Origin of the sequence: Sphingorhabdus lutea (assembly GCF_001889025.1) — a bacterium.
Lineage (GTDB): Bacteria > Pseudomonadota > Alphaproteobacteria > Sphingomonadales > Sphingomonadaceae > Sphingorhabdus_B > Sphingorhabdus_B lutea.
In genome coordinates this window covers 774,864-798,259 of the sequence record NZ_CP018154.1, presented here as the reverse complement: position 1 = coordinate 798,259, position 23,396 = coordinate 774,864, and the positions used below count along the sequence as shown (strand labels likewise).

General features: G+C 46.3%; 20 protein-coding genes and 1 tRNA gene. 9 read left to right on the top strand and 12 right to left on the bottom strand.

The window, feature by feature from the left end; genetic code table 11:
• Positions 1-62: 62 nt before the first annotated feature.
• The 4 genes from LPB140_RS03815 to LPB140_RS03800 are packed head-to-tail and all read left to right on the top strand — an operon-like array spanning position 63 to position 5,563.
• Positions 63-2,246, top strand: coding sequence for a TonB-dependent receptor plug domain-containing protein (locus tag LPB140_RS03815; RefSeq protein ID WP_083549959.1), 2,184 nt, complete (start codon positions 63-65; stop codon positions 2,244-2,246).
• A 29-nt stretch (positions 2,247-2,275) separates the two neighbouring features.
• Positions 2,276-4,114, top strand: coding sequence for an ABCB family ABC transporter ATP-binding protein/permease (locus LPB140_RS03810; protein WP_072558727.1), 1,839 nt, complete (start codon positions 2,276-2,278; stop codon positions 4,112-4,114).
• Positions 4,115-4,142: 28 nt separating this feature from the next.
• Complete coding sequence (locus tag LPB140_RS03805; RefSeq protein WP_072558726.1) at positions 4,143-4,592, top strand: protein tyrosine phosphatase family protein; 450 nt, start codon at positions 4,143-4,145, stop codon at positions 4,590-4,592.
• A 44-nt stretch (positions 4,593-4,636) separates the two neighbouring features.
• Positions 4,637-5,563 (top strand): sterol desaturase family protein, encoded by a 927-nt coding sequence (locus LPB140_RS03800; protein WP_072558725.1) that lies wholly within the window; start codon positions 4,637-4,639, stop codon positions 5,561-5,563.
• 282 nt (positions 5,564-5,845) lie between these two features.
• On the opposite strand, the gene LPB140_RS03795 is transcribed toward LPB140_RS03800, so the two are convergent.
• Positions 5,846-6,970: a M48 family metallopeptidase gene (locus LPB140_RS03795; RefSeq protein WP_072558724.1), complete on the bottom strand. Its 1,125-nt coding sequence runs from the start codon at positions 6,968-6,970 to the stop codon at positions 5,846-5,848.
• Between the two features lie 90 nt (positions 6,971-7,060).
• Positions 7,061-8,185 (bottom strand): YjgN family protein, encoded by a 1,125-nt coding sequence (locus tag LPB140_RS03790; protein ID WP_083549956.1) that lies wholly within the window; start codon positions 8,183-8,185, stop codon positions 7,061-7,063.
• Positions 8,186-8,353: 168 nt separating this feature from the next.
• On the opposite strand from LPB140_RS03790, the gene LPB140_RS03785 reads away from it, so the two are divergent.
• From LPB140_RS03785 to LPB140_RS03775, 3 genes are all read left to right on the top strand, one after another.
• Positions 8,354-9,940, top strand: a complete 1,587-nt coding sequence (locus LPB140_RS03785; RefSeq protein WP_072558723.1) for a GMC family oxidoreductase — start codon at positions 8,354-8,356, stop codon at positions 9,938-9,940.
• A gap of 66 nt (positions 9,941-10,006) precedes the next feature.
• Positions 10,007-12,022 carry a threonine--tRNA ligase gene (gene thrS / locus LPB140_RS03780; RefSeq protein WP_072558722.1) on the top strand — a complete coding sequence of 672 codons (2,016 nt, stop codon included), beginning with the start codon at positions 10,007-10,009 and terminating at the stop codon, positions 12,020-12,022.
• Positions 12,023-12,080: 58 nt separating this feature from the next.
• The gene (locus LPB140_RS03775) at positions 12,081-12,629 is read left to right on the top strand and encodes a hypothetical protein (protein WP_083549953.1); all 549 of its coding nucleotides are present in this window, start codon (positions 12,081-12,083) and stop codon (positions 12,627-12,629) included.
• Between the two features lie 38 nt (positions 12,630-12,667).
• Here LPB140_RS03775 and LPB140_RS03770 read toward each other — a convergent pair whose 3' ends face one another.
• The 3 genes from LPB140_RS03770 to xseA are packed head-to-tail and all read right to left on the bottom strand — an operon-like array spanning position 12,668 to position 15,405.
• The gene (locus LPB140_RS03770) at positions 12,668-13,624 is read right to left on the bottom strand and encodes a M23 family metallopeptidase (RefSeq protein WP_072558721.1); all 957 of its coding nucleotides are present in this window, start codon (positions 13,622-13,624) and stop codon (positions 12,668-12,670) included.
• Complete coding sequence (locus tag LPB140_RS03765) at positions 13,617-13,850, bottom strand: DUF2093 domain-containing protein (protein WP_072558720.1); 234 nt, start codon at positions 13,848-13,850, stop codon at positions 13,617-13,619. The genes LPB140_RS03770 and LPB140_RS03765 overlap by 8 nt, the downstream gene beginning before the upstream one ends.
• Before the next feature lie 31 nt (positions 13,851-13,881).
• Positions 13,882-15,405, bottom strand: coding sequence for an exodeoxyribonuclease VII large subunit (xseA, locus tag LPB140_RS03760; protein ID WP_083550493.1), 1,524 nt, complete (start codon positions 15,403-15,405; stop codon positions 13,882-13,884).
• Positions 15,406-15,427: 22 nt separating this feature from the next.
• Between xseA and purD the strand changes: the two genes are divergently transcribed.
• Complete coding sequence (purD, locus tag LPB140_RS03755) at positions 15,428-16,714, top strand: phosphoribosylamine--glycine ligase (RefSeq protein WP_072558718.1); 1,287 nt, start codon at positions 15,428-15,430, stop codon at positions 16,712-16,714.
• Between the two features lie 90 nt (positions 16,715-16,804).
• Here purD and LPB140_RS03750 read toward each other — a convergent pair whose 3' ends face one another.
• Positions 16,805-18,250: a PAS domain-containing protein gene (locus tag LPB140_RS03750; protein WP_232223446.1), complete on the bottom strand. Its 1,446-nt coding sequence runs from the start codon at positions 18,248-18,250 to the stop codon at positions 16,805-16,807.
• Between the two features lie 178 nt (positions 18,251-18,428).
• Between LPB140_RS03750 and LPB140_RS03745 the strand changes: the two genes are divergently transcribed.
• Positions 18,429-18,504: transfer RNA gene (locus LPB140_RS03745), tRNA-Thr, on the top strand.
• Between the two features lie 125 nt (positions 18,505-18,629).
• Here the strand turns inward: LPB140_RS03745 and LPB140_RS12300 are convergent.
• The 6 genes from LPB140_RS12300 to LPB140_RS03715 form a co-directional block, all read right to left on the bottom strand.
• The gene (locus LPB140_RS12300) at positions 18,630-18,794 is read right to left on the bottom strand and encodes a hypothetical protein (RefSeq protein ID WP_156874124.1); all 165 of its coding nucleotides are present in this window, start codon (positions 18,792-18,794) and stop codon (positions 18,630-18,632) included.
• Between the two features lie 11 nt (positions 18,795-18,805).
• Positions 18,806-19,516 (bottom strand): hypothetical protein, encoded by a 711-nt coding sequence (locus LPB140_RS03740; protein ID WP_156874123.1) that lies wholly within the window; start codon positions 19,514-19,516, stop codon positions 18,806-18,808.
• Positions 19,517-19,755: 239 nt separating this feature from the next.
• Positions 19,756-20,289 (bottom strand): hypothetical protein, encoded by a 534-nt coding sequence (locus tag LPB140_RS03730; RefSeq protein ID WP_072558715.1) that lies wholly within the window; start codon positions 20,287-20,289, stop codon positions 19,756-19,758.
• Between the two features lie 165 nt (positions 20,290-20,454).
• Complete coding sequence (gene virB11 / locus LPB140_RS03725) at positions 20,455-21,477, bottom strand: P-type DNA transfer ATPase VirB11 (protein ID WP_083549946.1); 1,023 nt, start codon at positions 21,475-21,477, stop codon at positions 20,455-20,457.
• A gap of 6 nt (positions 21,478-21,483) precedes the next feature.
• Positions 21,484-22,593 (bottom strand): TrbI/VirB10 family protein, encoded by a 1,110-nt coding sequence (locus LPB140_RS03720; RefSeq protein WP_072558714.1) that lies wholly within the window; start codon positions 22,591-22,593, stop codon positions 21,484-21,486.
• 2 nt (positions 22,594-22,595) lie between these two features.
• The gene (locus LPB140_RS03715) at positions 22,596-23,384 is read right to left on the bottom strand and encodes a TrbG/VirB9 family P-type conjugative transfer protein (RefSeq protein ID WP_232223445.1); all 789 of its coding nucleotides are present in this window, start codon (positions 23,382-23,384) and stop codon (positions 22,596-22,598) included.
• Between the last annotated feature and the right edge of the window lie 12 nt (positions 23,385-23,396).

Below are 23,396 nucleotides of genomic sequence, written 5' to 3'. Positions count from 1 at the left end.
TATAATTGGCGGATATGTTTTACCGAACAGCAGATAAAAAATAAATTATATCTGGAATTTTAATGTCCCTCCCCGAATATATCCCGATGAATTTCGTCCTTACCGCCCCGAAATTAAGGCGCATGTTAATTTGCAGTGCCGCGATTATCGCGCTGTCGCACTTTACCGCGCCTGCAATGGCACAGGAACAAACCAAAAATTCGGCAAATGCTGATAATAATCAACCTGCCGCCTCTAATTTGGTAAAATCCACAAACATAAATAATAATTTACAGCCCATAAAAGAAAATGGACGCGACATTTATACAGCAGAGCAATTCACCCGTTTTGCGCCGCAAAATGCTTTGGACATGGCCGATCAAATTCCCGGTTTTTCCATTAAAGATATCAGCAATGAACGTGGCCTTGGCAGTGCCAGCCAAAATGTGTTGATAAATGGCAAAAGAATATCAGGGAAAAGCACGGATGCACGGTCAATTTTATCTCAAATTCCGGCAAAAAATGTCATCCAATTGGAAATAATCGAAGGCAGCACATTAAATATTGGTGGTTTAAGCGGGCAGGTATTAAACCTTATCTCCGCCGAAGGACAATGGAGCGGGACATTTGATTGGCAGGGACAGATAAGACCGCATCGTGGATTTATGTGGCGCGATGCAGAGGTGAATATTACCGGCCCTGCACTGGGCGGAAAATTGGCGCTGGGTATCAATAATGAGGCAGGACGGCGCGGTGGCGTGGGTCAAGAAATCGTCACTGATGCCAATGATAATTTAATATTATTTCGCGACAGGGCCACTAATAACCGCTTCGACAATCCCCAAATCAGCATGACTTTCAACCGAGAGGCAGGCAATGGGAATATTTTCAACCTGAACGCTTCCTATGCGCGTTTCTTTTTCCGCCGTAATCAATCCGCCACCTTAATCGACAATAATCAAATAGTGGGGGAGGAATTTCCACGAGGTGGAGAAGATGAATGGAACAGCGAAATTTCAACCGATTATGAATTTTCATTGGGGAAAGGGACATTAAAACTTATCGGATATTACCGATTTGAACATAGCCCCTCCTTTTCATCTTTTGAAACAAGATTTTCCGACATGCGTCCGGCAAGAGGATCAAGATTTGAACGCGATATGGATGAATCCGAACGCATTATCAGGGCGGAATATCGTTGGAATAAGGGTCCAAATAATTGGCAATTTGCCGGCGAATATGCCCATAATTTTTTAGACAGCAAATCGCGTTTATTTACATTGCAACCAAATGGCCAATATATTGGCCAAATGCTGCCCCACCCCAATAGCAGGGTGGAGGAAAACCGATTTAATGCCAGTGTCAATTTTAATCGCGCATTACATCCAAAATTAAACCTACAGGTGAATTTAGCAGGTGAATTTAGCGAAATTAGCCAAGAAGGCGCAGGCGGCCTGACCCGTCAATTTTGGCGGCCAAAGGGCAAAATCACCTTGGCGTATAAATATTCGCCCAGCACTGATATAAATTTCATTGCAGAACGTAAAGTCGGGCAACTGGATTTTGGCGATTTCATCTCCTCCGTTGATGTGCAGCAAAATAATAATAATGCCGCCAACCCCGATCTTGTCCCGCCGCAAAGCTGGCTTTTCACCATTGATGCCAACCAATCATTGGGAAAATTAGGATCATTAAACATAAATTTTAATGCGGAAAAAATTTCCGATATTGTGGACCAAATACCCATTGGTCCAAATGGTGAAGCGCCGGGTAATTTGCCTCGCGCCACCCAATATTGGATGGGGGGCAAGGCATCATTATTATTGGACCAATTGGGCGTAAGGGGCGGCAAGTTAGATTTAAATATTTTATTGCAAAATAGCCGCCTTCGCGATCCATTATTAGGCAATATTCGTCAGATTAGCGGCAATACGCAAACCCATTGGTTTGTTGAATTTCGTCAAGATATCCCCAATAGTGATTGGGCATGGGGCGCGTCGGGCGAATTACAAAAAACCGCTCCCTATTACCGATTAAACTATACCAATAAGGATTATTATTCCGACCCATTTTTGCGCGCATATATTGAACATAAGGATATATTGGGTTTAAAAATTCGTGCTAGTTTAATGAACATCGCCAATCAAAAGGAGGCATATAGAGAGACTTTTTATCTGGCCCGCCGCGATGGTCCAATTGGCCGATTTGAAAATGGATTTAATAAAGTAGGGTTATTTTATCGATTTGATATCAGCGGCACTTTCTGAATTGGACTTAGCCCCCTATATGGGTATCCATGTCACCATCTATGCACCATCATATCGCCCCGCCCTCCGGCCAGGCTGAGCCCGAATTACTTCCTACCTTAAAAAGGTTTTTGCCATTTTTATGGCCAAAGGGGGAGCGCGAAATACAATTTCGTATCATCTTGGCGGCAATAATGGTGCTATGTGCCAAGGCGGCGGTACTTTCCATGCCCTTTGCCTATAAGGCGATTGTCGATTCCATGGCGGGGGATGCCAATAATATCAATAATATTGGTCAAAATGCGCCGATTATCATCATAATGACATTATTGCTGGCCTATGGCGGGGCCAGATTTGGCCAAGTGTTGTTTGACAATTTACGTAATTTCATTTTTGAAAAAGTGGGGCAACGCGCCGGTCAATTATTGGCAGTGACAGTATTCTCCCATTTGCATAAATTATCACTACGTTTTCATTTACAGCGTCGCACGGGCGAGGTTACAAAAATTGTAGAGCGCGGCACTAAAAGCATCGATGTCATGCTATATTTTCTATTATTCAATATTGCACCCACGATAATAGAGCTTAGCGCTGTGTTGATTATTTTTTATATCAATTTTGGCCTTCCGCTGGTTATTGGCACCATGTTAATGGTGGCATTTTATATATTTTATACCCGTAAAGTGACCGATTGGCGTAATAAATTGCGCGAGGAAATGAACGACATGGACACGCGCGCCATTGGCAGGTCGGTTGATGCATTGTTAAATTATGAAACGGTCAAATATTTCACGGCTGAACAGCGCGAAACCGCACGTTATGAAACATCGATGCGCGAATATGCCGCCGCCGCGACAAAATCGGAAAATTCGCTGGCCGCATTAAATGTGGGACAGGCGCTAATTACCAATATCGCGCTTATCGGGGCGATGGCATTTGTCATTTGGGGCTGGAAAGACGGTAGTTTTACGGTGGGTGACATGGTATTGGTCAATGGTTTATTGATGCAACTTTTCCGGCCACTTGACCTGCTTGGCATGGTGTATCGCACCATAAGGCAGGGGTTGATTGATATGGGCGCGATGTTCGCCCTATTGGACCGTCAGCCAGAGATTATCGATCCCGACTGCGCGCCCAATTTACATGTTAATGGCGGCGAGGTAATTTTTGATAATGTTCGATTTAGCTATGATGATCGTGAAATATTAAAGGGGTTAAGCTTTACCCTGCCCGCCGGGCAAACTTTGGCCATTGTCGGCCCATCGGGCGCAGGCAAATCCACCATTGGCCGTTTATTATTTCGTTTTTACGAACCGCAATCGGGCCATATTTATATTGATGGACAGGATATTGCATCGGTAACGCAAAATAGCCTGCGGGCATCCATTGGCATTGTTCCGCAAGATACGGTGTTATTTAATGACAGCATCGGATATAATATCGCCTATGGCCGCGAAGGTGCGGGGCATGATGATGTGGTAAATGCGGCAAAGGCAGCCGCCATAGACGGGTTTATTTCGCAATTATCCGGCGGATATGAAACACAGGTGGGCGAACGCGGGTTAAAATTATCCGGCGGGGAGAAACAGCGCGTGGCCATTGCGCGGACCATATTAAAAAACCCGCCCATATTATTGCTTGATGAAGCGACCAGCGCACTTGATTCCAAAACAGAGGCGCAAATTCAATCCACGCTAAAGTCAATTAGCGAACGGCGCACCACCTTAATCATCGCGCATCGTTTATCCACCATCACCCATGCCGATCAAATTATTGTGTTGGATAAGGGTAAAGTTGCTGAACATGGAAAACATCATAAATTATTGGCGGCGGGCGGAATTTATGCCAAACTATGGCAACAACAGGCACAGGACCGCGAACAGCAATAAGTCATTCGGGCCCAATATAAGGATATTTATGTCAGATTTTCGTAAAATTACCGATAAATTTTGGGTTTCCCCGCAATTGACGCTGTCTCAATTATCCGATGCCAAAGAAATGGGCGTGACCATGATTGTCAACAACCGTCCCGATGGCGAAGAGCCTGATGCACCACAGGGCGATGATGTCGCCGCCGCTGCCGCTGAGCTTGGCCTTTCCTATTTGGCCATTCCCATCGGCCATGGCGGCTTTTCACATCCGCAGTTGGAAATGCTGAACAATGCCATGCAGGATGCGGGGCAAGAGGGCCACATTTTGGCATATTGCCGTTCGGGAACCAGATCGACATTTTTATGGAGCTTAACACAGGCGAAGAACGGCATGGACCGCAGCGAAATATCACGCTTGGCGGGCAATGCGGGATATGATATTGCGCCAATTGCACCAATGGTGGACGCCTTATGTGGTCAAAATAGCGATATGTGAAATAGCACTCGACTTTAATTAACATCTATGTCAGTTATTACGGCATGACGATGAACCCCACCACCTATGCCATCCCCTTTTTCATCATTTCAATGATGGCGGAATTTTGGGTGGTCCGCCGCCGAATTGCTGCGGGGAAAAGCGGGCCTGGCACGGGCAAGGGATATGTTTTTGCCGATACACGCACATCATTATTAATGGGTATTGGCAGCGTGGGCGCGGGAATTTTGGTGGGCGCGGCGGTGCTGGCCATTGCCACATGGGCATATGAATTTCGGATATTTGATATTGGCAGCGACCTGCCGACATATTGGTGGGCATGGATTTTATGCTTTATCATTGACGATTTTGCCTATTATATTTTTCACCGCTCGGCGCACCGTGTCCGTTGGTTTTGGGCCAGCCATGTCAACCATCATAGCAGCCAATTTTACAATTTATCGACCGCACTTCGCCAAACATGGACAGGTTTTTTGTCCATGACCTTTATTTTCAGAATGCCATTATTTTTCATCGGCTTTCCGCCCGAAATGGTCCTTATCATCGGTGGATTTAACCTGATTTATCAATTTTGGATACATAGCGAGGCGATTGATAAAATGCCGCGCTGGTTTGAATATATTTTCAACACGCCATCGCATCACCGCGTTCATCACGGCACCAATGCGCAATATTTGGACAGTAATTATGCCGGTGTTTTCATTATTTGGGACCGCATGCTGGGCAGTTTCGTGGCCGAGAAAGATGATGATCCAGTGCAATATGGATTGGTGCATAATTTGGATAGCGAAAATATAATTATCGTCGCATTCCATGAATGGATTGCCATCGCGCGCGATATGTGGGCCGCGCCATGGCGGCATAAATTATCCTATCTTATCCGCGAACCAGGATGGAGCCATGATGGCAGCCGCATGACCAGTGCAATGATAAAGGCGCAAGACATCAAGATTAAGAAACAACCAGAATAACGCCATATAGGTTTGATAAATTGCGATGCTGCGCCGTTGCTGGATTCCCGCTTTCACGGGAATGACGGGAGAGGGTGGCGAAAATGCGGACTATACATAATTACTATGTCATCCCCATGAAAAGGGGAATCTAATAGGTGGGTGCGGTTATGGATTCCCGCCTTTGCTGGAATGACGGGAGAGGGTGGCATGAATGATGGGAAAGCATTAGCTTGACATTCCCATTTTCACACGGATGACTGCTGTGGCTGTGGGGGTGACTATATTAAAATTCAAACCCTATCAAAAATTGGTGATGCCCACACTCGATTTGGCATTTTTATCCTTGTCGCACATGCTTTTTAAATCATTCCATTCGGACGCGCTTAAAGCATTTTCATAGGCATGGTTTTTTTGAATGCTATTCTCAAATTCCTTTTGACGGGACAATGATGCAGGGTGCGATGATAAATAGCTGACTGTCTTGCCAATTTTATCGGCCCCATCCGATTTATCGGCCCCACTTTTTTTACCCTTTTCCAATTCCCCGCTTAATTTGGCCAATTTGCCGAAAAAGTCCGCCGTATCTTTGGGCGAGATATTCGCCTTTTCCATGGCCTTTATCGAATATTGATCGGCCTCGGCCTCTGCACTCCGGCTATAGCCCAAAGCCAATATGCTGCCCAACATTTGGCCGCCTGTGCTATCCATACCGCCAGTTAGGACAGACAATCCAAATTGCCGCAGCAATCCCTGCATAACATGATTTTCGCGCACATGGCCAATTTCATGCGCCAACACGCCCGAAACCTCCTCCACTGATTTTGATTGGTCCAATAATCCCTGAAATAAAATGACATTTTTGCCCGGCATTGCCACTGCATTCATCATTTCAATTTTCGCAACATTGATTTTCAAATCTTTATTATCTGGCTCAATCTTGCGGGCCAATTTGTCCAGCGCGCGCCGCCCCTCTGGCGTATAACAAAATCGTCCACCAAAATCGCCCACAATGGCATCGCCTATTTTCTCATCAACCACATCGGGTACAAGAGGGGCAAGCCATTGGGGGCTATATGATATAATGGCGGCCGCAACCGCGCTAATCCCCAACAATGCAATACTTGCCTTGCCCAGCCCCAATCGGTCAATCCAATGGCCATATGTTATAGTGGCGGGCAGTCGTGATTTCAAATCTTCTGGAACGGGCCCTGCCACACCCAGCCGCCAACCATCCAAATCCCGGTGGCTGTAAACGGTGCCATTTTTATTACTGGATTGAAAATATAACTCATCAAAACGAAATGGCCCATGGCGTAATTCCGTTTCATTTAACCAAAAAGTTGACCCCACAGTTTCAATTTCCACATTGCGGCGATTGGCATCTTGGCCCGTATAATGCCAGCAGGTAAAGAAAATGTCGGTCATATTATATCCTAAATTATTTTATAATTTGGGGCTGTAAATATAAATGCAGCCCCAAATATTTTAATCATCATCGCATTTAATCATCACAAATTAAATTGCGCCCACATCAAATGCATCCATTAAACCTTCCCCATGTTTGGAGCGTTCGGTTTTGGATTGGGTTAATTCATCGACATTTATTTCGCCATATGCCTCCATATGGGTGATGAAGAATTTCCAATGACGATAGGATAGGAAAATTGACCCAATGCCAAGGGTGAAAATGACCAATGCAATATCGCCAATGGCCAATTTTAACCAATCCATGGTCCGCGCCTTAAAATCAAAATCCAATGTGTGCAGCGAAAGACCGCGCACCGCCGAACGGTAAAATAACGCATAATAAGCAAGAAATGCTAGGCCGATTAAAAAATAAACGCCAAATATGGCAACGATAAATGGTATTATCATCGCGGCATTGGGTACATCGCCTACATCGCCGAAACTAATCGTCGCCATCAAAGTAGCCATAATTACCACCACTCCAATAATGGAAGCAAAAATAACAGCATAGGCTATAAGCCAGCGGCCAAGCAATCCATCCATAGTGACGTTGGATTCAAATTTATGCGGGCCAAAGCTCATCCTATTCCAACGGTCGTTCCATAATTCCTTCATCGACCATGGCACCAATATGCCAAGCAACATGCCGCCCACAAATGTTTTCCATGTTGCCGCCCATCCATAGGAAAAGCCGGGATCATCACTGCCGCCGCGAATGCCCCGCCAATAGGTACGGCCCAAACGGTAACGCAGCCCGCGATATATGGCAAAGCCGGACAAATATAAAAATCCAAAATAAAAAACAACTGTCAGTAAGGAGGATAGTCCCGCACTGCCATTTACGGCCAAATATTGCGCCAGAAATTGCAATCCTACTAAAGGAACAATAATTAAAAATGTCGCCATCATGAAACCAATGAATAATTCCTTGCCCGTGCCGGTCCATTCCAATCTATCATCAATAAATTGGGTTTGGCTCCATAAATATTGGCGCACCCGTGTTGTGCCCCAAAAACGGTAAAAACCCAATGTAACGATGGTAAGCAATAAATTGGTAAATAAAATGGGGGCTAATTCTTTCCAATTACCGTGAAATTGAAATGCGCTTTGCGGTTCAATATGCTGACTATCGATAGCATGGCCGCCCCCATCATATTCATGATAATCGCTCATATAATTTTATCTTTCCCCATTTTTTATGATCAATGCCAATGGGTAATATATAATATAATCCTGTCAAGCGGTTATCATATTGGTAAGGCCCTTTTTGCAATAAGCTGCATTTTACCATTTACATTATTTTAACTGCATGATTAACTGAAAGTTGAGGGAGAATAGAGAATGCAGCATTTTGATATTATCGTCATTGGTGGAGGTAGCGGGGGCAGCGCAGCGGCGGGCCGATTATCACAAAATGGGAAATATTCGGTTTGTTTAATCGAAGCAGGCGGCAAAAATGATAATTTCCTTATCAAAACGCCAGGCATGATGCCCTTCATCCGCAATAGTTCCAATTATAAATATGACACCGTCCCGCAAAAGGGATTAAATGGCCGTATTGGATATCAACCACGCGGACGCGGCCTTGGCGGATCATCGGCAATAAATGCCATGGTATATATTCGTGGGAATAAATGGGATTATGATAATTGGGCTGCATTGGGATGTGACGGTTGGGCATATGATGATGTCCTACCATATTTCAAACAAAGCGAGAGCAATGAACGCGGCGCAGATAGTCATCATGGCGGCGATGGTCCATTATCGGTTTCTGACCAAAAATATTATAATCCCGCATCGGCCAAATTTGTTGAAGCAGCAGCCAATTTACAATTGCCCCTAAACCATGATTTTAATGGCGACAGCCAAGAAGGTTTTGGTTTTTATCAGGTCACCCAAAAAAATGGGGAAAGATGGTCCGCCGCCCGCGCCTATGTTGAACCAGCAATATCCACGCAAAACTTGCATGTCATTACCGGTGCGTTGACCGAAAAAATTATCATTGAAAATGGGCGTGCCGTTGGTGTCGCGATAAAATACGGTAATAAGCATGAAGTGATAAAGGCCAATGGCGCGGTTATCCTGTCCGCAGGGGCATTTAACAGCCCGCAAATTTTAATGTTGTCGGGCATTGGCGATGGCGAATATTTAACCCAAATGGGTATTAAAACCATATTGGATAAACCCGCCGTGGGCAGCCATTTGCAAGATCATCTTGATTATGTCAGCTCATTTCAAACCACATCAAAAGAACCCATTGGTGACAGCCTATCGGGCACATGGCGCATGGCAAAGGCGATTATCGAACATCGCCGCCACCGCACCGGCATTATGACCACGCCCTATGCCGAAAGCGGCGGATTTTGGACCAGCGATGCATCTTTACCAGCGCCCGATATTCAATATCATTTCGTCCCCGCTATGTTGGAAGATCATGGCCGCACCAAAGTAAAGGGCCATGGCTTTAGCTGTCATGCATGTGTCCTGCGCCCCTATAGCGAGGGCAGCGTTCGGTTGAGCAGTAAGAGTGCCGCCGATGCGCCGATTATCGACCCCAATTTCCTATCCGATCCGCGCGATTTGGCCACCTTGCGTGCAGGGGTTCGGCATATGCACCGCATATTATCTGCCCCACCATTAAGCGATTATGCGCCCCAAAATCGCCATCCATGTGATTTGGAGAATGATGCCGAATTAGACGCCATGATACGCAGCCGCGCCGATACAGTATATCACCCCGTGGGCACGTGCCGCATGGGCCGTGATGATGATAGCGTGGTTGACCCACAATTGCGGGTGCGCGGAGTGACGGGCCTATATGTTGCCGATGCCAGCATCATGCCCAAATTGATTAGCGGAAATACCAATGCCCCGTCCATCATGATTGGCGAGAGGGCGGCGGACTTTGTTGCGGCACATTTGGGCTGAATTTCATATCCATTGGGCGAAGCGGGCACTTGACTATTTTTGCCGCTTATGGCCTAGGCATAATCTATGTCTGATATGATTAAAATTACCCTGCCCGATGGCAGTATTCGTGATGTTGCCTATGGCACGACCCCCGCCGATATTGCGGCATCCATTGGCCCCGGCCTTGCCAAGGCGGCAATTGCCGCGCGCGTTGATGGCGAATTGCGCGATATAACCCGCCCATTAACAGGCGATAGCAACCTTGCTCTTATCACCAATAAGGATGAGGCAGATGCGCTGGAGCTTGCCCGTCATGATTTTGCCCATGTGTTGGCAGAGGCGGTGCAAAGCATTTTCCCCGGCACGCAAATTACCTTTGGCCCAGCGACCAGCGACGGTTTTTATTATGATTTTGCCCCTGCGGCCGATCGCGGGCCATTTACCGATGAGGATCTGCCCTTAATTGAAGAGGAAATGCGCCGGATTATTAAGGCGGATAAGCCCCTTATCCGTGAAGTGTGGAGCAGAGAAGATTTAATCAAACGCTGGCAAAATGATGGCGAAAATTTCAAGGCCGAATGGGCGGGTGAATTGCCACAGGGTGAGGAAATAAGCGTTTATTGGTCTGGCAAGCCAGATGAAGCTGGCGCATGGATGGACATGTGCCGTGGGCCGCATTTACCCTCAACCGGAAAATTGGATGCTGCGGCGTTTAAGTTAATGCGCGTGTCGGGTGCATATTGGCGCGGCGATCAAAAAAATGCGCAATTAACCCGCATTTACGGCACAGGCTGGTTAAACAAAAAACAATTAAATGAACATTTGCACCGTTTGGAAGAAGCCGCAAAGCGCGACCACCGCAAATTGGGCGCGGAAATGGATTTATTCCATTTACAAAGCGAGGCGCAGGGCAGCGTTTTTTGGCATCCCAAGGGATATATTATGTGGCGTGCATTGGAAGCATATATGCGCCGCAAATTGGATGCATCAGGATATAGAGAGGTTAAAACCCCGCAATTAATGGATGTGCGCCAATGGGAAAAATCCGGCCATTGGGGCAAATATAGCGAAAATATGTTCGCCGTTCCCGATGAAGTGCCCGATGCAGATGGCGAAGGTCCAGTCATTCAGGGCAATGCCGACATGATGGCGTTAAAGCCCATGAACTGCCCCGCCCATATCCTTATTTTCCGTCAGGGGATTAAAAGTTATCGCGACCTGCCCATTCGCATGGCCGAATTTGGTTGTTGCCACCGCAATGAACCACATGGTGCGCTTCATGGCATTATGCGGGTTCGCCAATTTACACAGGATGACGCGCATATTTTCTGCCGTGAGGATCAGCTTATCCAAGAAATAGTCGATTTTTGTGATTTGTTGGATGGAGTCTATCGCGAGCTTGGCTTTGAAAAATATGAAATCAAACTTGCCCTTCGTCCCGACACCCGTTTTGGCAGTGATGAAATGTGGGATAAGGCGGAACAGGATTTGCGCGACGCGGTGAAGGCAGCGGGCCGTGATACCGAAGAATATGGCTGGGAAGAATTGCCCAATGAGGGCGCATTTTACGCACCAAAATTGGAATTTCACTTAACCGACGCCATTGGCCGGACATGGCAATGCGGCACTATACAGGCCGATACCGTGTTGCCCGAACGTTTGGACGCCAGCTATGTTGGCGAAGATGGCGAACGTCACCGCCCGATCATGCTGCACCGCGCAGTATTGGGCACATTTGAACGCTTCCTTGGCATTATGATTGAACATTATGCCGGAAAAATGCCTGTATGGCTTGCCCCGGTTCAAGCGGTTGTCGCCACCATTGTGACCGATGCAAATGCAGCCGCCGAAGCCGCGATTAAAAAATTACAATCCGCCGGCATTCGGGTTGAAGGTGATTTGCGCAATGAAAAAATCAATTATAAGGTGCGTGAGCATTCATTGAAAAAAGTGCCTTATTTATTGGTTATCGGCAATAGAGAGGCCGAAGAAGGCACGGTTGCCATTCGCACATTAGGCGAACAAGGGCAAAAAATAATGCCTTTGGATGAAGCGATTTCAATGTTACAAAAGGTCAGCACACCGCCAGATCTTGTGTAATATTTGTCATCCGCCCATCATCAATGCTATGCTTTTGATTTGAAGAGAAGGAAAATTTATGGCCAAAAATGCAGTTAAGATTAAAATATCATCTCTTGCACTGGCCCTATCTGTGCCGATTTTAAGTGCGCAGCCCGCTTTTGCCAATGGCGATAAAAAGGCCGAATTGGCCCGCCCTGCCATTTTCGATGATTTGGTCAGCTGCCGTGATATCACCGATGCGGCGCAGCGCCTTGCCTGTTATGATGAAAAAGTGGGGGCATTGGACGCGGCGGAAAAAAATAACGATATAATTTTAACCGATAAAGCCTCGGTACAAGAGGCGAAAAAGGGCCTGTTCGGGCTTAGCCTGCCCAGCATTAAAATTTTTGATAAGGATGACACCGAAATTAACGAGATTTCCGGGGTCGTTGCATCGGCATATCAACGTAATTATCGTTGGACCATCATATTGGAAGATGGCGCAAAATGGGTGCAGACCGAAACATCCTCCATTGTGCGTTCTCCAAAAAAGGGAATGCCAGTTGAAATTCGAAAAGCAAGTTTGGGCAGCTTCCTAGTCAATATTGATGGCCAACGCGCCATTAAAATGAGACGCGAAAATTAACCGCATATCATAAATAAAACATCATTTTGGGTGAAACATTATTCGCTTGGCAATAATAATTTGGGATCAACCCGCGCGGCATTCCATTTCATCCCCCAATGTAAATGCGGCCCAGATGCGCGGCCCGTCGCGCCAACACGGCCAATAATTTGTCCCTGTTTCACCACATCGCCCGTTTTGACCAGCAATTCACTGCTATGTAAAAATGCACTGTTCAGTCCATTGCCATGATCAATCATCAACAATTTGCCTTCCAAGGAGAAATCGGTCTCGCTGGCCAAAATCACCACGCCATCGGCGGGCGCAACATATTCGGTTCCAGTGGGAACGGCAATGTCCATGCCGCTATGATAGCTTCCCGGCTTTCCTTGATAAATACGTTGGCGGCCAAATAGCCCCGACAAGCGCCCCTTTACTGGCCAGATGAAATCCTGTTTCCATCCTTCGCTATCTGAACTTATGCTGCGGGCAGCATTTATTTGGCCTATTTCATCCCCGCGTATCTTTTGAAATGCCTCCGATGATCGCGCCCCGCCATAATAGGCCGTGTTCACCCGCTCCAATTGCCAATTTGTTGGCTGAACGGTTAAATTTGCTGCGACTTGATTACCATTGGATAATGTCGCCACCAATTGTGAATTTTCCGGCGCATCGCGGTCAAAACCGATAAGGAATAGGCCATTTTGATTTAAGGGGATATTTTCCCCATTAAATTGCAATGACACCGTATTTGATGGCGCACGTCCCCTTAAAACTGCGCCCTGTTGCGGGGTGGCAGAAAACCAAAAATCGGGGCGAAGGGCAATTTCCTTATCCATTTCATCATATTGCGCAGGCGCATCAACATGCGCCGAAGTTGCTATATCATGATGGGCAGCGGGCATATCCATATTCACCGCGCCCGATGATCCGGCATAGGGGATGGCGGTGCAGCTCATCATCGCCGCGCTCATCATCAAGGTGATATTTTTCGCGCCCCACATCATATCAAGCATTTTTGTCCTCGCTTAACTTATCCCCCGCCATTACGGCAAAGGCGCGCGCCGAAATTTCCGCGTTGGCATAGGCTTCCTGGGTGGCCGCATTCCAATAACGCAAATCATCGACCATGATTTTTTGCCCAGATTTGGCGCAAATCACATGGTCGCCATGCGATAATAGCCGGAAATGGCTTGCCATATAATGGACCTTTGCAAGGCGGTTTTTTGAACTGTTCAACATGAAGAAACCTTAAAATAAATAATATGTTGGCTTAGAATAAATTACCTTGATTGTCAGCAGCCTGGTTGATATTTTTTTTCACCTGTTTCTTTAACTGATGCTTGCTTGATATTATCTGAACCGATTGTGTTTTTTTTGGATTGTCGTCGCCATCGCCGCCGCCCTTATGCCCCTTTATCTGCTGCACAGATAATTGCCCATCGGCAAATTGCACCTTCATGGCATCAAATTGTTGCGCCTCGGCCAGATTGGGCAATAATTTACCCTCCATATTGGTAATCATGGCAAAGCCGCGTTCCAACGGTTTTTGCGGGTGAAGCGATTTTAACAAACGGTCAAATGCGGATAATTTTTGCGCGCCTTTGTCCAAAATATTATCCGCCAATTTCCTTTTCAAACCCGTCTTGACCAATTGTTGATTTTTATTTTCCCAATGACGCATCAAAATTTGCGGGCGAAGGCCTGATTGCAGGGCGGAAAATTTCAGCTCCGCCGCGTTTAACCGCGCGGTAAAACTGCCCTGTAATCGCATGGCGGCATCATCAGCGCGTTGTTGATAAGGCGCAGTAATATTGTCCAAATTGGGCATTAAACGTTTTTGCGTGCTCAAACGCTCACTTGCCAAGGAAAGGCCGCGTGCCATTGCATTTTGGCTACGCAAGGCAAGCTGCCCCAATTTTTGTTGCAAATCACTGCGCACGGGAACGGCCATTTCTGCCGCCGCCGTGGGGGTTGGCGCACGGCGATCGGCGGCATAATCAGACAGGCTGGTATCGGTTTCATGGCCCACCGCGCTTATCGTGGGGATGGTGCAATTTGCAATGGCGCGCACCACGGCTTCTTCATTAAATGCCCATAAATCCTCAATCGATCCGCCTCCGCGCCCAATAATCAATAAATCGGGCCGTTCCAAATCGCCCCTTTTTTCCATATTGGAAAACCCATTTATGGCATGTGCAATTTCCTCTGCCGCGCCATCGCCCTGAACCTTTACCGGCCATAAAGTCACCCGCACGGGAAAGCGATCGGCCAATCGGTGCAAAATATCGCGAATCACCGCGCCCGTGGGGGAAGTGATGACACCAATATGCGCGGGCAAATAGGGCAATTTTTTCTTTCGCCCATTATCAAATAATCCTTCATCGGCCAGCCGCGCCTTTAATTTTTCAAACAGCATCATCAACGCGCCCTCGCCCGCCAATTCCATGTTTTCGACCACAATTTGATATTTGGACCGCCCCGGAAAGGTGGTAATTTTACCAGTTGCGATAATTTCCAGCCCATCCTCTGCGGCAAAGGGAAGGCGGTTGGCATTCCCCTTCCACATCACCCCATCAATTAACGCATTTTCATCTTTTATCCCAAAATAACAATGACCTGATGTCGCACGTTTATAGCCCGAAAGCTCCCCTTTTATCCTGACCCGTCCAAATTGATCCTCTATACTACGTTTCAAACTGGCCGATAATTCACTCACCGTGAAAGGTGGGGCATTGTCCCCAGGGCCAAGCTCGGCTAACAGCTTGTTTTGATGATCCGATATTTCGTTTTTCATATTTGGCATAAGGGGTAAATCCATGAATATATTATTGATCGGTTCGGGTGGCCGTGAACATGCGTTGGCGTGGAAAATTTCGCAATCCCCCAGTTTAAATAAACTTTACACCGCACCGGGCAATCCGGGCATGGCTGGCCTGTCCCAAATGGTTGAAATCAATATTTCCAATCATGATGAGGTTATCAACTTTTGTAAAGATAAAGCGATAAATTTGGTGGTTGTTGGACCGGAAGCCCCCCTTGTCGCGGGGTTGGTGGATGATTTAACCGCCGCCAATATTCCTGCCTTTGGCCCGACAAAGGCCGCCGCCATGTTAGAGGGATCAAAAGGCTTTACCAAGGATTTATGCGCTTCAGCGAACATCCCCACTGCCGCCTATGTCCGGTGCAACAGCGCCGAAGAAGCCTTTGCAAAATTATCCCAATTCACCCTGCCCGTGGTGATAAAGGCCGATGGGCTGGCCGCTGGTAAGGGCGTGGTCATTGCCGAAAATATGAACGATGCACAGGCCGCCATTGCAGATATGTTTGACGGCGCATTTGGTGATGCGGGCGCGGAAATTGTTTTGGAAGAATTTATGGTGGGTGAAGAGGCCAGCTTTTTCGCCCTGACCGATGGGGTTAACATCATCCCCTTTGGCAGTGCACAGGATCATAAAAGAGTGGGCGAAGGCGATGTCGGGCCAAATACTGGCGGCATGGGCGCATATTCCCCCGCCCCTGTTTTAACCGATATTTTACAACAACAGGCGATGGACCGCATCATCACCCCCACAGTTCGCGCCATGGCCGAACGCGGCACACCATATAGCGGGGTGTTATATGCAGGCCTTATCCTAACCGATGAAGGGCCAAAATTAATTGAATATAATTGCCGATTTGGCGATCCGGAATGTCAGGTGTTGATGATGCGTTTCGAAGGGGATTTTGCGAAATTATTGCTGGATATTGCCACGGGGAATTTGGCCAATGCCCAGCAACCTCAATTTACAAATGACAGCGTGATGACCGTGGTGATGGCGGCGAAAGGATATCCAGCATCGCCCATTAAGGGCGGCGCAATTAACAATTTGGACATTGCCGCACAAACAGGCGCGCAAATTTTTCATGCCGGAACAGCCATGCTGGGCGACCAATTAGTCAGCAGTGGTGGCCGCGTGTTAAACATTACCGCGCGGGGCAATAATGTGACCATGGCGCAAAAAAATGCCTATGCCGCGATTGACCATATTGATTTTGCCGATGGTTTTTACCGCCGCGATATTGGCTGGCGCGAAATTGCGCGCGAGGCAGCAGAGAAAGCTTAATTTATTATATTTTGCTAAAGCCATAAAAAAGGCGGCGCTCCATGCACCGCCTTTTTGGCCATCATCCAATTAAGGGGTTAGATGATAGTCTTAATCCGTTATTGTATTTTCCAGCGCCTTTTCGGTTAAATTTTGGTCTGCCTCTACCGCGCCGACAAGGGATAATTCACCCAAATCATCGCGCCGCGCAACCAATAGGATAAATTCATCGCCACTGCCGGCAAATTCGCTTAAATTACGGGCGCGGGCAGTGCGCAATTTTGCTCGTGGATCGGTTTTTTGCGGGGCAATATGGCCGCCGCGCGCAACCTTACGCGCCATACGCTCGGCCTTTAAAATGCCTTTTAACCCGCCCTCATATCCGGAAATAAACCCGCCCATCGCGCCCATTTGCACGGCATTACGATGGCCAAATTCCAACGCAGCGGAAAATTCGGTGATGCGGGTTTTATCATAATCCGCCCCAAAAATTAACTTTACAATCGGCGTCATTGGCGCGCGTGCCTGTTGTTTTATGCCCGCATCCTCCAACATTTCTTTTAAATCATCATCATGCAGCGCCGCGACAAGGGAAAAATCATAGGCGCGGCCAATGGCTTGATATAATGCATCGCGGCTGCGCTGATCCGCGCCCTTTGCATTGTCGGCGAACATACGCGCACCGTGCAACCAATCAGCAAGCGAGGATTGCTCATCCAATATTTCTTCCAAAACATCATATGCATTATCCGCATCATGCGAATATCCATCATTCTGACGGGGATGATGTGGGGCATTTTGTCCGGCATGACTATCATATGATTGTTCATGCTCTGCACTTAACAGCCCCGATGTCGGACCTTCGGCCCAAATGGGTTGCTCCACATTGCGTTTTGGCGCGGGCTGTGAAATGGCTTGTTCCACTTCTAATTGCAGTTCATCACTGACCACTTCTTCGGCGCCTTCTTTCCAATTTATCACGCCATAGATAAAATCAATGGTGTCAAAATCAGAAGAATAAGGCAGCAATATTCCGCGATACATAATATTTTTGCCGGCTTCATTGATAAATTCAGCCTCAAACCCAATGGGCGCGCGATTGGCAATGATTTGCAAATAATGATCGGTGATTCGGCTTAACAAAGAACGGGCGGGCACTTGATCCAAATATGTTGTTTCGGCCTCCAGCCCGCATTCCATGCGCAATTTTTCGCCAATATAGGAAAGCGAGGGGTTTTCGATTCCCGACGTAAAATCCAATAACACGCTATATTCTGCAAAATCCTCTTCGGACGAAGGATCCAAATCCTCAACCGATGGAAACTGCTCCTCACCCAATTGAGAAGTCCAGAAATTATAAGCCCTTACCTGCATACGGCGCTCATCACCCGTCACGGGGCGGGGCGGCTCAATCGCAGCATCTTCGGTTTCAATTACTGATTCTTCTTCCACGGGATGTTCTGATGCCTGATCATCATAGCTGACATATTGGTCATTTAAGGAATCGCTTGCGATATCACTGCTTAACGACCCAAAACCTGGCATTTTATCTGACATTCCACTACCCATTTCGATATAATTTATGATTACACAATGTCATCATGCGCCAAGATGGTTAACGTCTGGTAAAAATCTTTCAAAAATCAGATTTGCTGCCGTCATCTAATGCTTGAATAAATCGCCGCTTGCGATTATTGGCTTCATATCTTGGTTGAATATATGTTCAACCATATACGCCGCCTTAGCTCAGTTGGTAGAGCATCGCATTCGTAATGCGGGGGCCGTAGGTTCGAATCCTATAGGCGGCACCATTTCTTTTTCTCCCTCAAAAAAAGAATAACAAAACAAAACTAATCTAAAATATAACTCTCTAAATATTATATTAGTATAGATATATTATTGTTATAATGTGATTTTTATTCTTGCAAGCGGTTATTTATACCGCACAGCCTTGCTTCAGCTCATCCGAGCCCGGCTGAAAATCTGATTCTGAAGTAATTTTTGCTTTGCCTAGCTTTGAACCCACCCTACCTATATTTCGAATACCTACATTATACCCTCGATTATATGAAAGCAATGCGGTCAATAAATCTAAGTTCATAAATATTTACCTTAATTACGAGAGTATTTGAAGTCCCCATGAGTGAGCGTCTGAGATAAGGTTGGGTCCATTGAACTTTTAAAATTGGGGTCCAGAGATGGTTCAGGAAACTTACCCAGCCAAACCAATTTTTTCTCTATGCCTGTGGTAACGGGGTCTTTGGTTGGCTGCGCATAAATGGCTTTTAACCGATACCCCTCGCCAAAGCTGGCGGACATATTTTCCTTATCCACTTCCTTTACGCTGGCTGGATTTTTTAGATCGTCAAAATAGACCAGTTTGTTGGTTCCACCCGACCATGTTTCAATCACTTCATTACGTGCAAATATATCCTCAATCTGCTTTACATATTCATCAAACTCGCCTTTGCATATAAAGCGCTCACCCTCTGGTAAATTCAGACTATATTGCTTGAACCCGCAAAGCTCACCGCCCAATAATAAAAATATCGTTTTGCCATTGGGAAGATCAACCATAACAGCCTCTCCCGTCAATCGGTCACTACTGCTATAGCCTGTAAGAGAACGCTCTATTTTCCAACCTTCAAGCCGCCAAACGGCGCTGCCCTTTACCTCCCCTTGCGGTGTTTGCACCACCACCGTCATCCGATAATTATAATCCACCATCTTGGTCTTTGATGGGCCGCAAAAGAACAGCATTAACGATGCCACCGACGCCATCATCAATGATAAAAATGGCTTTAATATGGAGAATATAGACATAGAGAACGCATCCTATTTTACAAAAATATTATATTATCGAACATCTTATCATCACCAAATTTCCTGCCTCAAAGAAATCGCCATAATATATGCGGCACAATTCACCTGAATAAAACGGGCATTGCACCATATTAGAGACTAAATATATTATTGTTATAATGTGATTTTTATGCTTGCAAACGGTTATTTATGCTGCATTATTATCGCCATCCAAAAACCCTTTTACTATTACGATATTTTCAGCGCTGCTTGGCATTGGCGGCATTTCTATATGATTTTAATATTTTTTCTGCTTCAGATTTTATGCGCCCAACATGGGCAATGTCCTTGGAAGTAAAGTTAATGGACCAGCTCACCCCCTCATCCAATAGACGAAAACCACATCCTACATACTTCGTATATTCGGAATATGGTTTTGTGCAGATAATAGGGCCAATTATAGTATCTATTTTAACAAATTTGTTTTTGATTTTAATATCGTCTCCAGCATAGCCGAATAAGCTTGGATAGTTATTCGCCACTTGAAATTCATACCAGCGTGGATCGACAATCAAATCTATATGTATACCGCCAGCGATCACCTTTCCCGAAATGCGAACATATGTATTCCCAATTTTATCATGCATTTCATTAATTACAACTGGGCGATCTTCCCATGGGATTAGATAAGCCTGCCCTTTTACAACCGCCAATTGATCCTGCGGCTCTTTATTGCAACCGAATAAGTCCAGAACCAAAGCCCATAATAGCAATGTGATTGAAGCAGCCTTCATACTACACCCCTTAAAGAAATCGCCGAAATTATGTCTAATATTTCACTTAAATAATATGCATCTGGCATTGATAAACGGCCCATTCATCCAAATAAATATCTATTATATATAGATATTCGCTATTATTTGGTGAATATCAATCTGGCCAATCATTTATTTATGCGATCATGTGAAATCTTTGCTAAGCGCAATTTGTTGAATTGTTCGATTTCCATTTTTATCGCGTCCTAATTGAACGAACACATTAATCACGGATAAAATATATGAAATAATATCCGAACGGGACAGACCGATCCCTGTTTGCATTACCATTAACGCCAATTGTTCCAAGGCGCCATTTACATTATTGGCATGTATAGTGGAAAAACTTCCAGGATGGCCGGTATTGATGGCGCGAAGGAAGCTAACGCTTTCCTCGCCCCGCAATTCGCCCAATATTATTCGGTCAGGGCGCAGGCGCAAAGATGCCTGCAGCAATTTATTTGCCGTTATTTTTGCCTCGCCCAATTCCCCTTTTACCGCGACAAGCCCAACACCATTGGCACCGGGTAATTTTAATTCTGGCGTGTCTTCAACCAATATAACACGTTCATGTTGAGATATTTCTGCCATCATGGCATTTAAAAATGTGGTTTTGCCACTTGACGTGCCACCGGATATTAAAATGCTTTGGCGCTGCTCAATCGCCGACCGCAAAAAAGCAATTGGCTGTTTTTTTGGGTCTGGCATTATGGGATTGGAATATGTGGATAAGGGGCCAGTATCATAATAATCCAAAGATAAATCCAGCCGCCTATGCCGGCGAATAGACATTGCCCAATTTTTACGCGCCGCAGGTGGCCCACAAAATTGAACGCGTGCACCAGATTTGCCATTGCTGGCAGGCAACATAGCGCCAAGCAAGGGATGCTCTCTATTTATCCCTTGATGGCTAATTCTTGCCACTTGTTCGGCCAACCTTTGGATCAACCGATCATTGATTTCAGGGACCAATATTCGTTGCATCGTTGGACAATTAACATCCTCTATCCAAAGCTCTCCGGGCCTGTTGACCATGATTTCGGTGACCGTGTCACAATCCAACCATGGGCGAAATGGGGCAAGATAGGCGTTAAGATAGACGCTGTCTTCACCCGCCGAAATTTCCGGCACAATATCAACAGATAAGGGGTGGATATCGGCGCTCATAAAATTTTATTTTCCAGAAACTTGGGAGAAATCAAGATCGCGTGCGGTGAAAACGCGAATTGGCTCACCCTGTCTCACACGGACGGTTGGGCTGATTTTTCCATCCTGTTCCAATGCGGTGGAGGCCGCGCTTTGCCCGCCGCCAAGAATGACCGACGTGCCGCCAGAGGCAAAGGCAGATAATCCACTAATCACCGATAAAAGCATCGCCGAACCAAATCTTTTGAAAAAATGGCTGTTCACATCGCCTGCCAAACCGGTGCTGCCGTCAAATCCAATGGCGGGCGAACCCAAATTTACCGATGCACCATCGGGACGGATTAACCGTGTCCAGATAACATAGGCACGTTTTTGACCACCCTGTAATCCTGATTGATATTGCCCTATAAGACGCGAGCTTCGCGGGATAAGGATATTTCGGCCATCAAAGCTACGCACATCTTGGCTAACAACTGCGCGGACATAGCCAGGAACATCGGTTTCAATCGCCGTTTCAAGTATTGCGGGAATTAATGTCCCTTGGGTTACCGTGGTTTTTGGGTCGCTCATCGCGACCGCCTGAACCGGCCCACCGCCAATTCCGCCAATTTGACTGGCAAAGTCATTACCCGCGCCAGCACCTGGTTTTGCCCCGCCATTATTTGCCGCCGCAATTGCTGGCAAAGCCACCAATGCGCCGCTTGTATCATATACCAATGTCGGGCTGGCATAGGGGTTGCCATTCATGGCTGGATGGGCGCTTGGCGGATTTGCATAAACTGGTGCGGGCGCAGGATCAGGCAGAGCTGCCCCAGCCGGAGGGGGTGTTTTTGCGGCATTTACTTGGGGCGGGGTTTTATTATTTTGCGGCAATATCTGTGCCTTGGCAATATTTTGCGGTTTTACTGTGCGCGCATTATCCATGCCCCATAGTGTTAAAACACCCATTAAACCAACAAATGCCACGCCAATGGCAAGGCCCAATCCATCGGATTTTTTATTTTGCTGTGTGACAGCGGGAAAGGAATTACGGCTGGCCAAATCAATAATATTCGCGCTTTCCTGTTCACGCGGGTCGACATCATTTGCCGCAGATTTATTGATTTTATGGGTATGATTATTAAAGGCAAGGCGCATATTTATAACCCTTTATCTTGTAGAATATCATCATTGGATATTGGCGCAGCGGGCCGAGGCGGACCATTATTGGTTAAAGTCGCTACATCCTGTCCCGAACGAAGTATAATTTGTGCCGGCACACCATCAACAATGACAATATGCCCGCGAACCGAGAAATTAACAGGTCCCTCCATCCCTTTTTGATCTTTAATCAAAATAGCAGGAACCGCTTTTCGCTCCGGCCATGTTAAAAATGTTGCATTGCCATCATCATAAATGCGTGTTGGCAATAATTGCGGCGCCCCATTTTGCACCCATTGGAAATTAAGATTTTCTGGATCAATAATGGCATAGGGATCATTGACAGCATTTAATTCTTCGATATTCGCCGAAGCGGTCATGATGGGCGCTTCATTCTTTGGCTCATCTGGATAGTTGAAACGCAAAATATATATTGGGGCATTTTTGCTATTCGCCACCAAATCAAATAAATATGTCCGCTGATCGGTTATTACCGTCATATTTGTGCGCGCAGATGGCGATAAAGGTTTTATGAATAATATATTAGCCCGCTTATTTGGTGATACTTGCCATGCCATGGAATCACCAATGGCGACATTTTCAATTTTTTCTTCCTCATCAAATGCTATTGTCGCTTGGACCTTTATTTGCCCATCAATACGTACCACTTTGGCGGGATTATATAATATTTCAACCAATCGGGCATCCTTCGCATGGGCAGTAAATATGGATGCACAAAAGGCGGCAAAAACAATAATCATGCCTATAAAAATTTCAGGCGCTTTCATTGTGAAGTGCGG

What these genes read in the sequence shown, in the direction of transcription:
- LPB140_RS03785 (WP_072558723.1), top strand. Translation starts at nt 8,354, where the DNA reads ATGCAGCATTTTGATATTATCGTCATTGGTGGAGGTAGCGGGGGCAGC.
- LPB140_RS03815 (WP_083549959.1), top strand. Translation starts at nt 63, where the DNA reads ATGTCCCTCCCCGAATATATCCCGATGAATTTCGTCCTTACCGCCCCG.
- LPB140_RS03775 (WP_083549953.1), top strand. Translation starts at nt 12,081, where the DNA reads ATGGCCAAAAATGCAGTTAAGATTAAAATATCATCTCTTGCACTGGCC.
- thrS (WP_072558722.1), top strand. Translation starts at nt 10,007, where the DNA reads ATGTCTGATATGATTAAAATTACCCTGCCCGATGGCAGTATTCGTGAT.
- LPB140_RS03810 (WP_072558727.1), top strand. Translation starts at nt 2,276, where the DNA reads ATGTCACCATCTATGCACCATCATATCGCCCCGCCCTCCGGCCAGGCT.
- LPB140_RS03800 (WP_072558725.1), top strand. Translation starts at nt 4,637, where the DNA reads ATGACGATGAACCCCACCACCTATGCCATCCCCTTTTTCATCATTTCA.
- LPB140_RS03770 (WP_072558721.1), bottom strand. Translation starts at nt 13,624, where the DNA reads ATGCTTGATATGATGTGGGGCGCGAAAAATATCACCTTGATGATGAGC.
- LPB140_RS03720 (WP_072558714.1), bottom strand. Translation starts at nt 22,593, where the DNA reads ATGCGCCTTGCCTTTAATAATCATACCCATAAAATCAATAAATCTGCG.
- LPB140_RS03805 (WP_072558726.1), top strand. Translation starts at nt 4,143, where the DNA reads ATGTCAGATTTTCGTAAAATTACCGATAAATTTTGGGTTTCCCCGCAA.
- virB11 (WP_083549946.1), bottom strand. Translation starts at nt 21,477, where the DNA reads ATGAGCGCCGATATCCACCCCTTATCTGTTGATATTGTGCCGGAAATT.
- LPB140_RS03765 (WP_072558720.1), bottom strand. Translation starts at nt 13,850, where the DNA reads ATGTTGAACAGTTCAAAAAACCGCCTTGCAAAGGTCCATTATATGGCA.
- LPB140_RS12300 (WP_156874124.1), bottom strand. Translation starts at nt 18,794, where the DNA reads ATGAACTTAGATTTATTGACCGCATTGCTTTCATATAATCGAGGGTAT.
- LPB140_RS03740 (WP_156874123.1), bottom strand. Translation starts at nt 19,516, where the DNA reads ATGTCTATATTCTCCATATTAAAGCCATTTTTATCATTGATGATGGCG.
- xseA (WP_083550493.1), bottom strand. Translation starts at nt 15,405, where the DNA reads ATGAAAAACGAAATATCGGATCATCAAAACAAGCTGTTAGCCGAGCTT.
- LPB140_RS03795 (WP_072558724.1), bottom strand. Translation starts at nt 6,970, where the DNA reads ATGACCGACATTTTCTTTACCTGCTGGCATTATACGGGCCAAGATGCC.
- purD (WP_072558718.1), top strand. Translation starts at nt 15,428, where the DNA reads ATGAATATATTATTGATCGGTTCGGGTGGCCGTGAACATGCGTTGGCG.
- LPB140_RS03715 (WP_232223445.1), bottom strand. Translation starts at nt 23,384, where the DNA reads ATGAAAGCGCCTGAAATTTTTATAGGCATGATTATTGTTTTTGCCGCC.
- LPB140_RS03790 (WP_083549956.1), bottom strand. Translation starts at nt 8,185, where the DNA reads ATGAGCGATTATCATGAATATGATGGGGGCGGCCATGCTATCGATAGT.
- LPB140_RS03750 (WP_232223446.1), bottom strand. Translation starts at nt 18,250, where the DNA reads ATGTCAGATAAAATGCCAGGTTTTGGGTCGTTAAGCAGTGATATCGCA.
- LPB140_RS03730 (WP_072558715.1), bottom strand. Translation starts at nt 20,289, where the DNA reads ATGAAGGCTGCTTCAATCACATTGCTATTATGGGCTTTGGTTCTGGAC.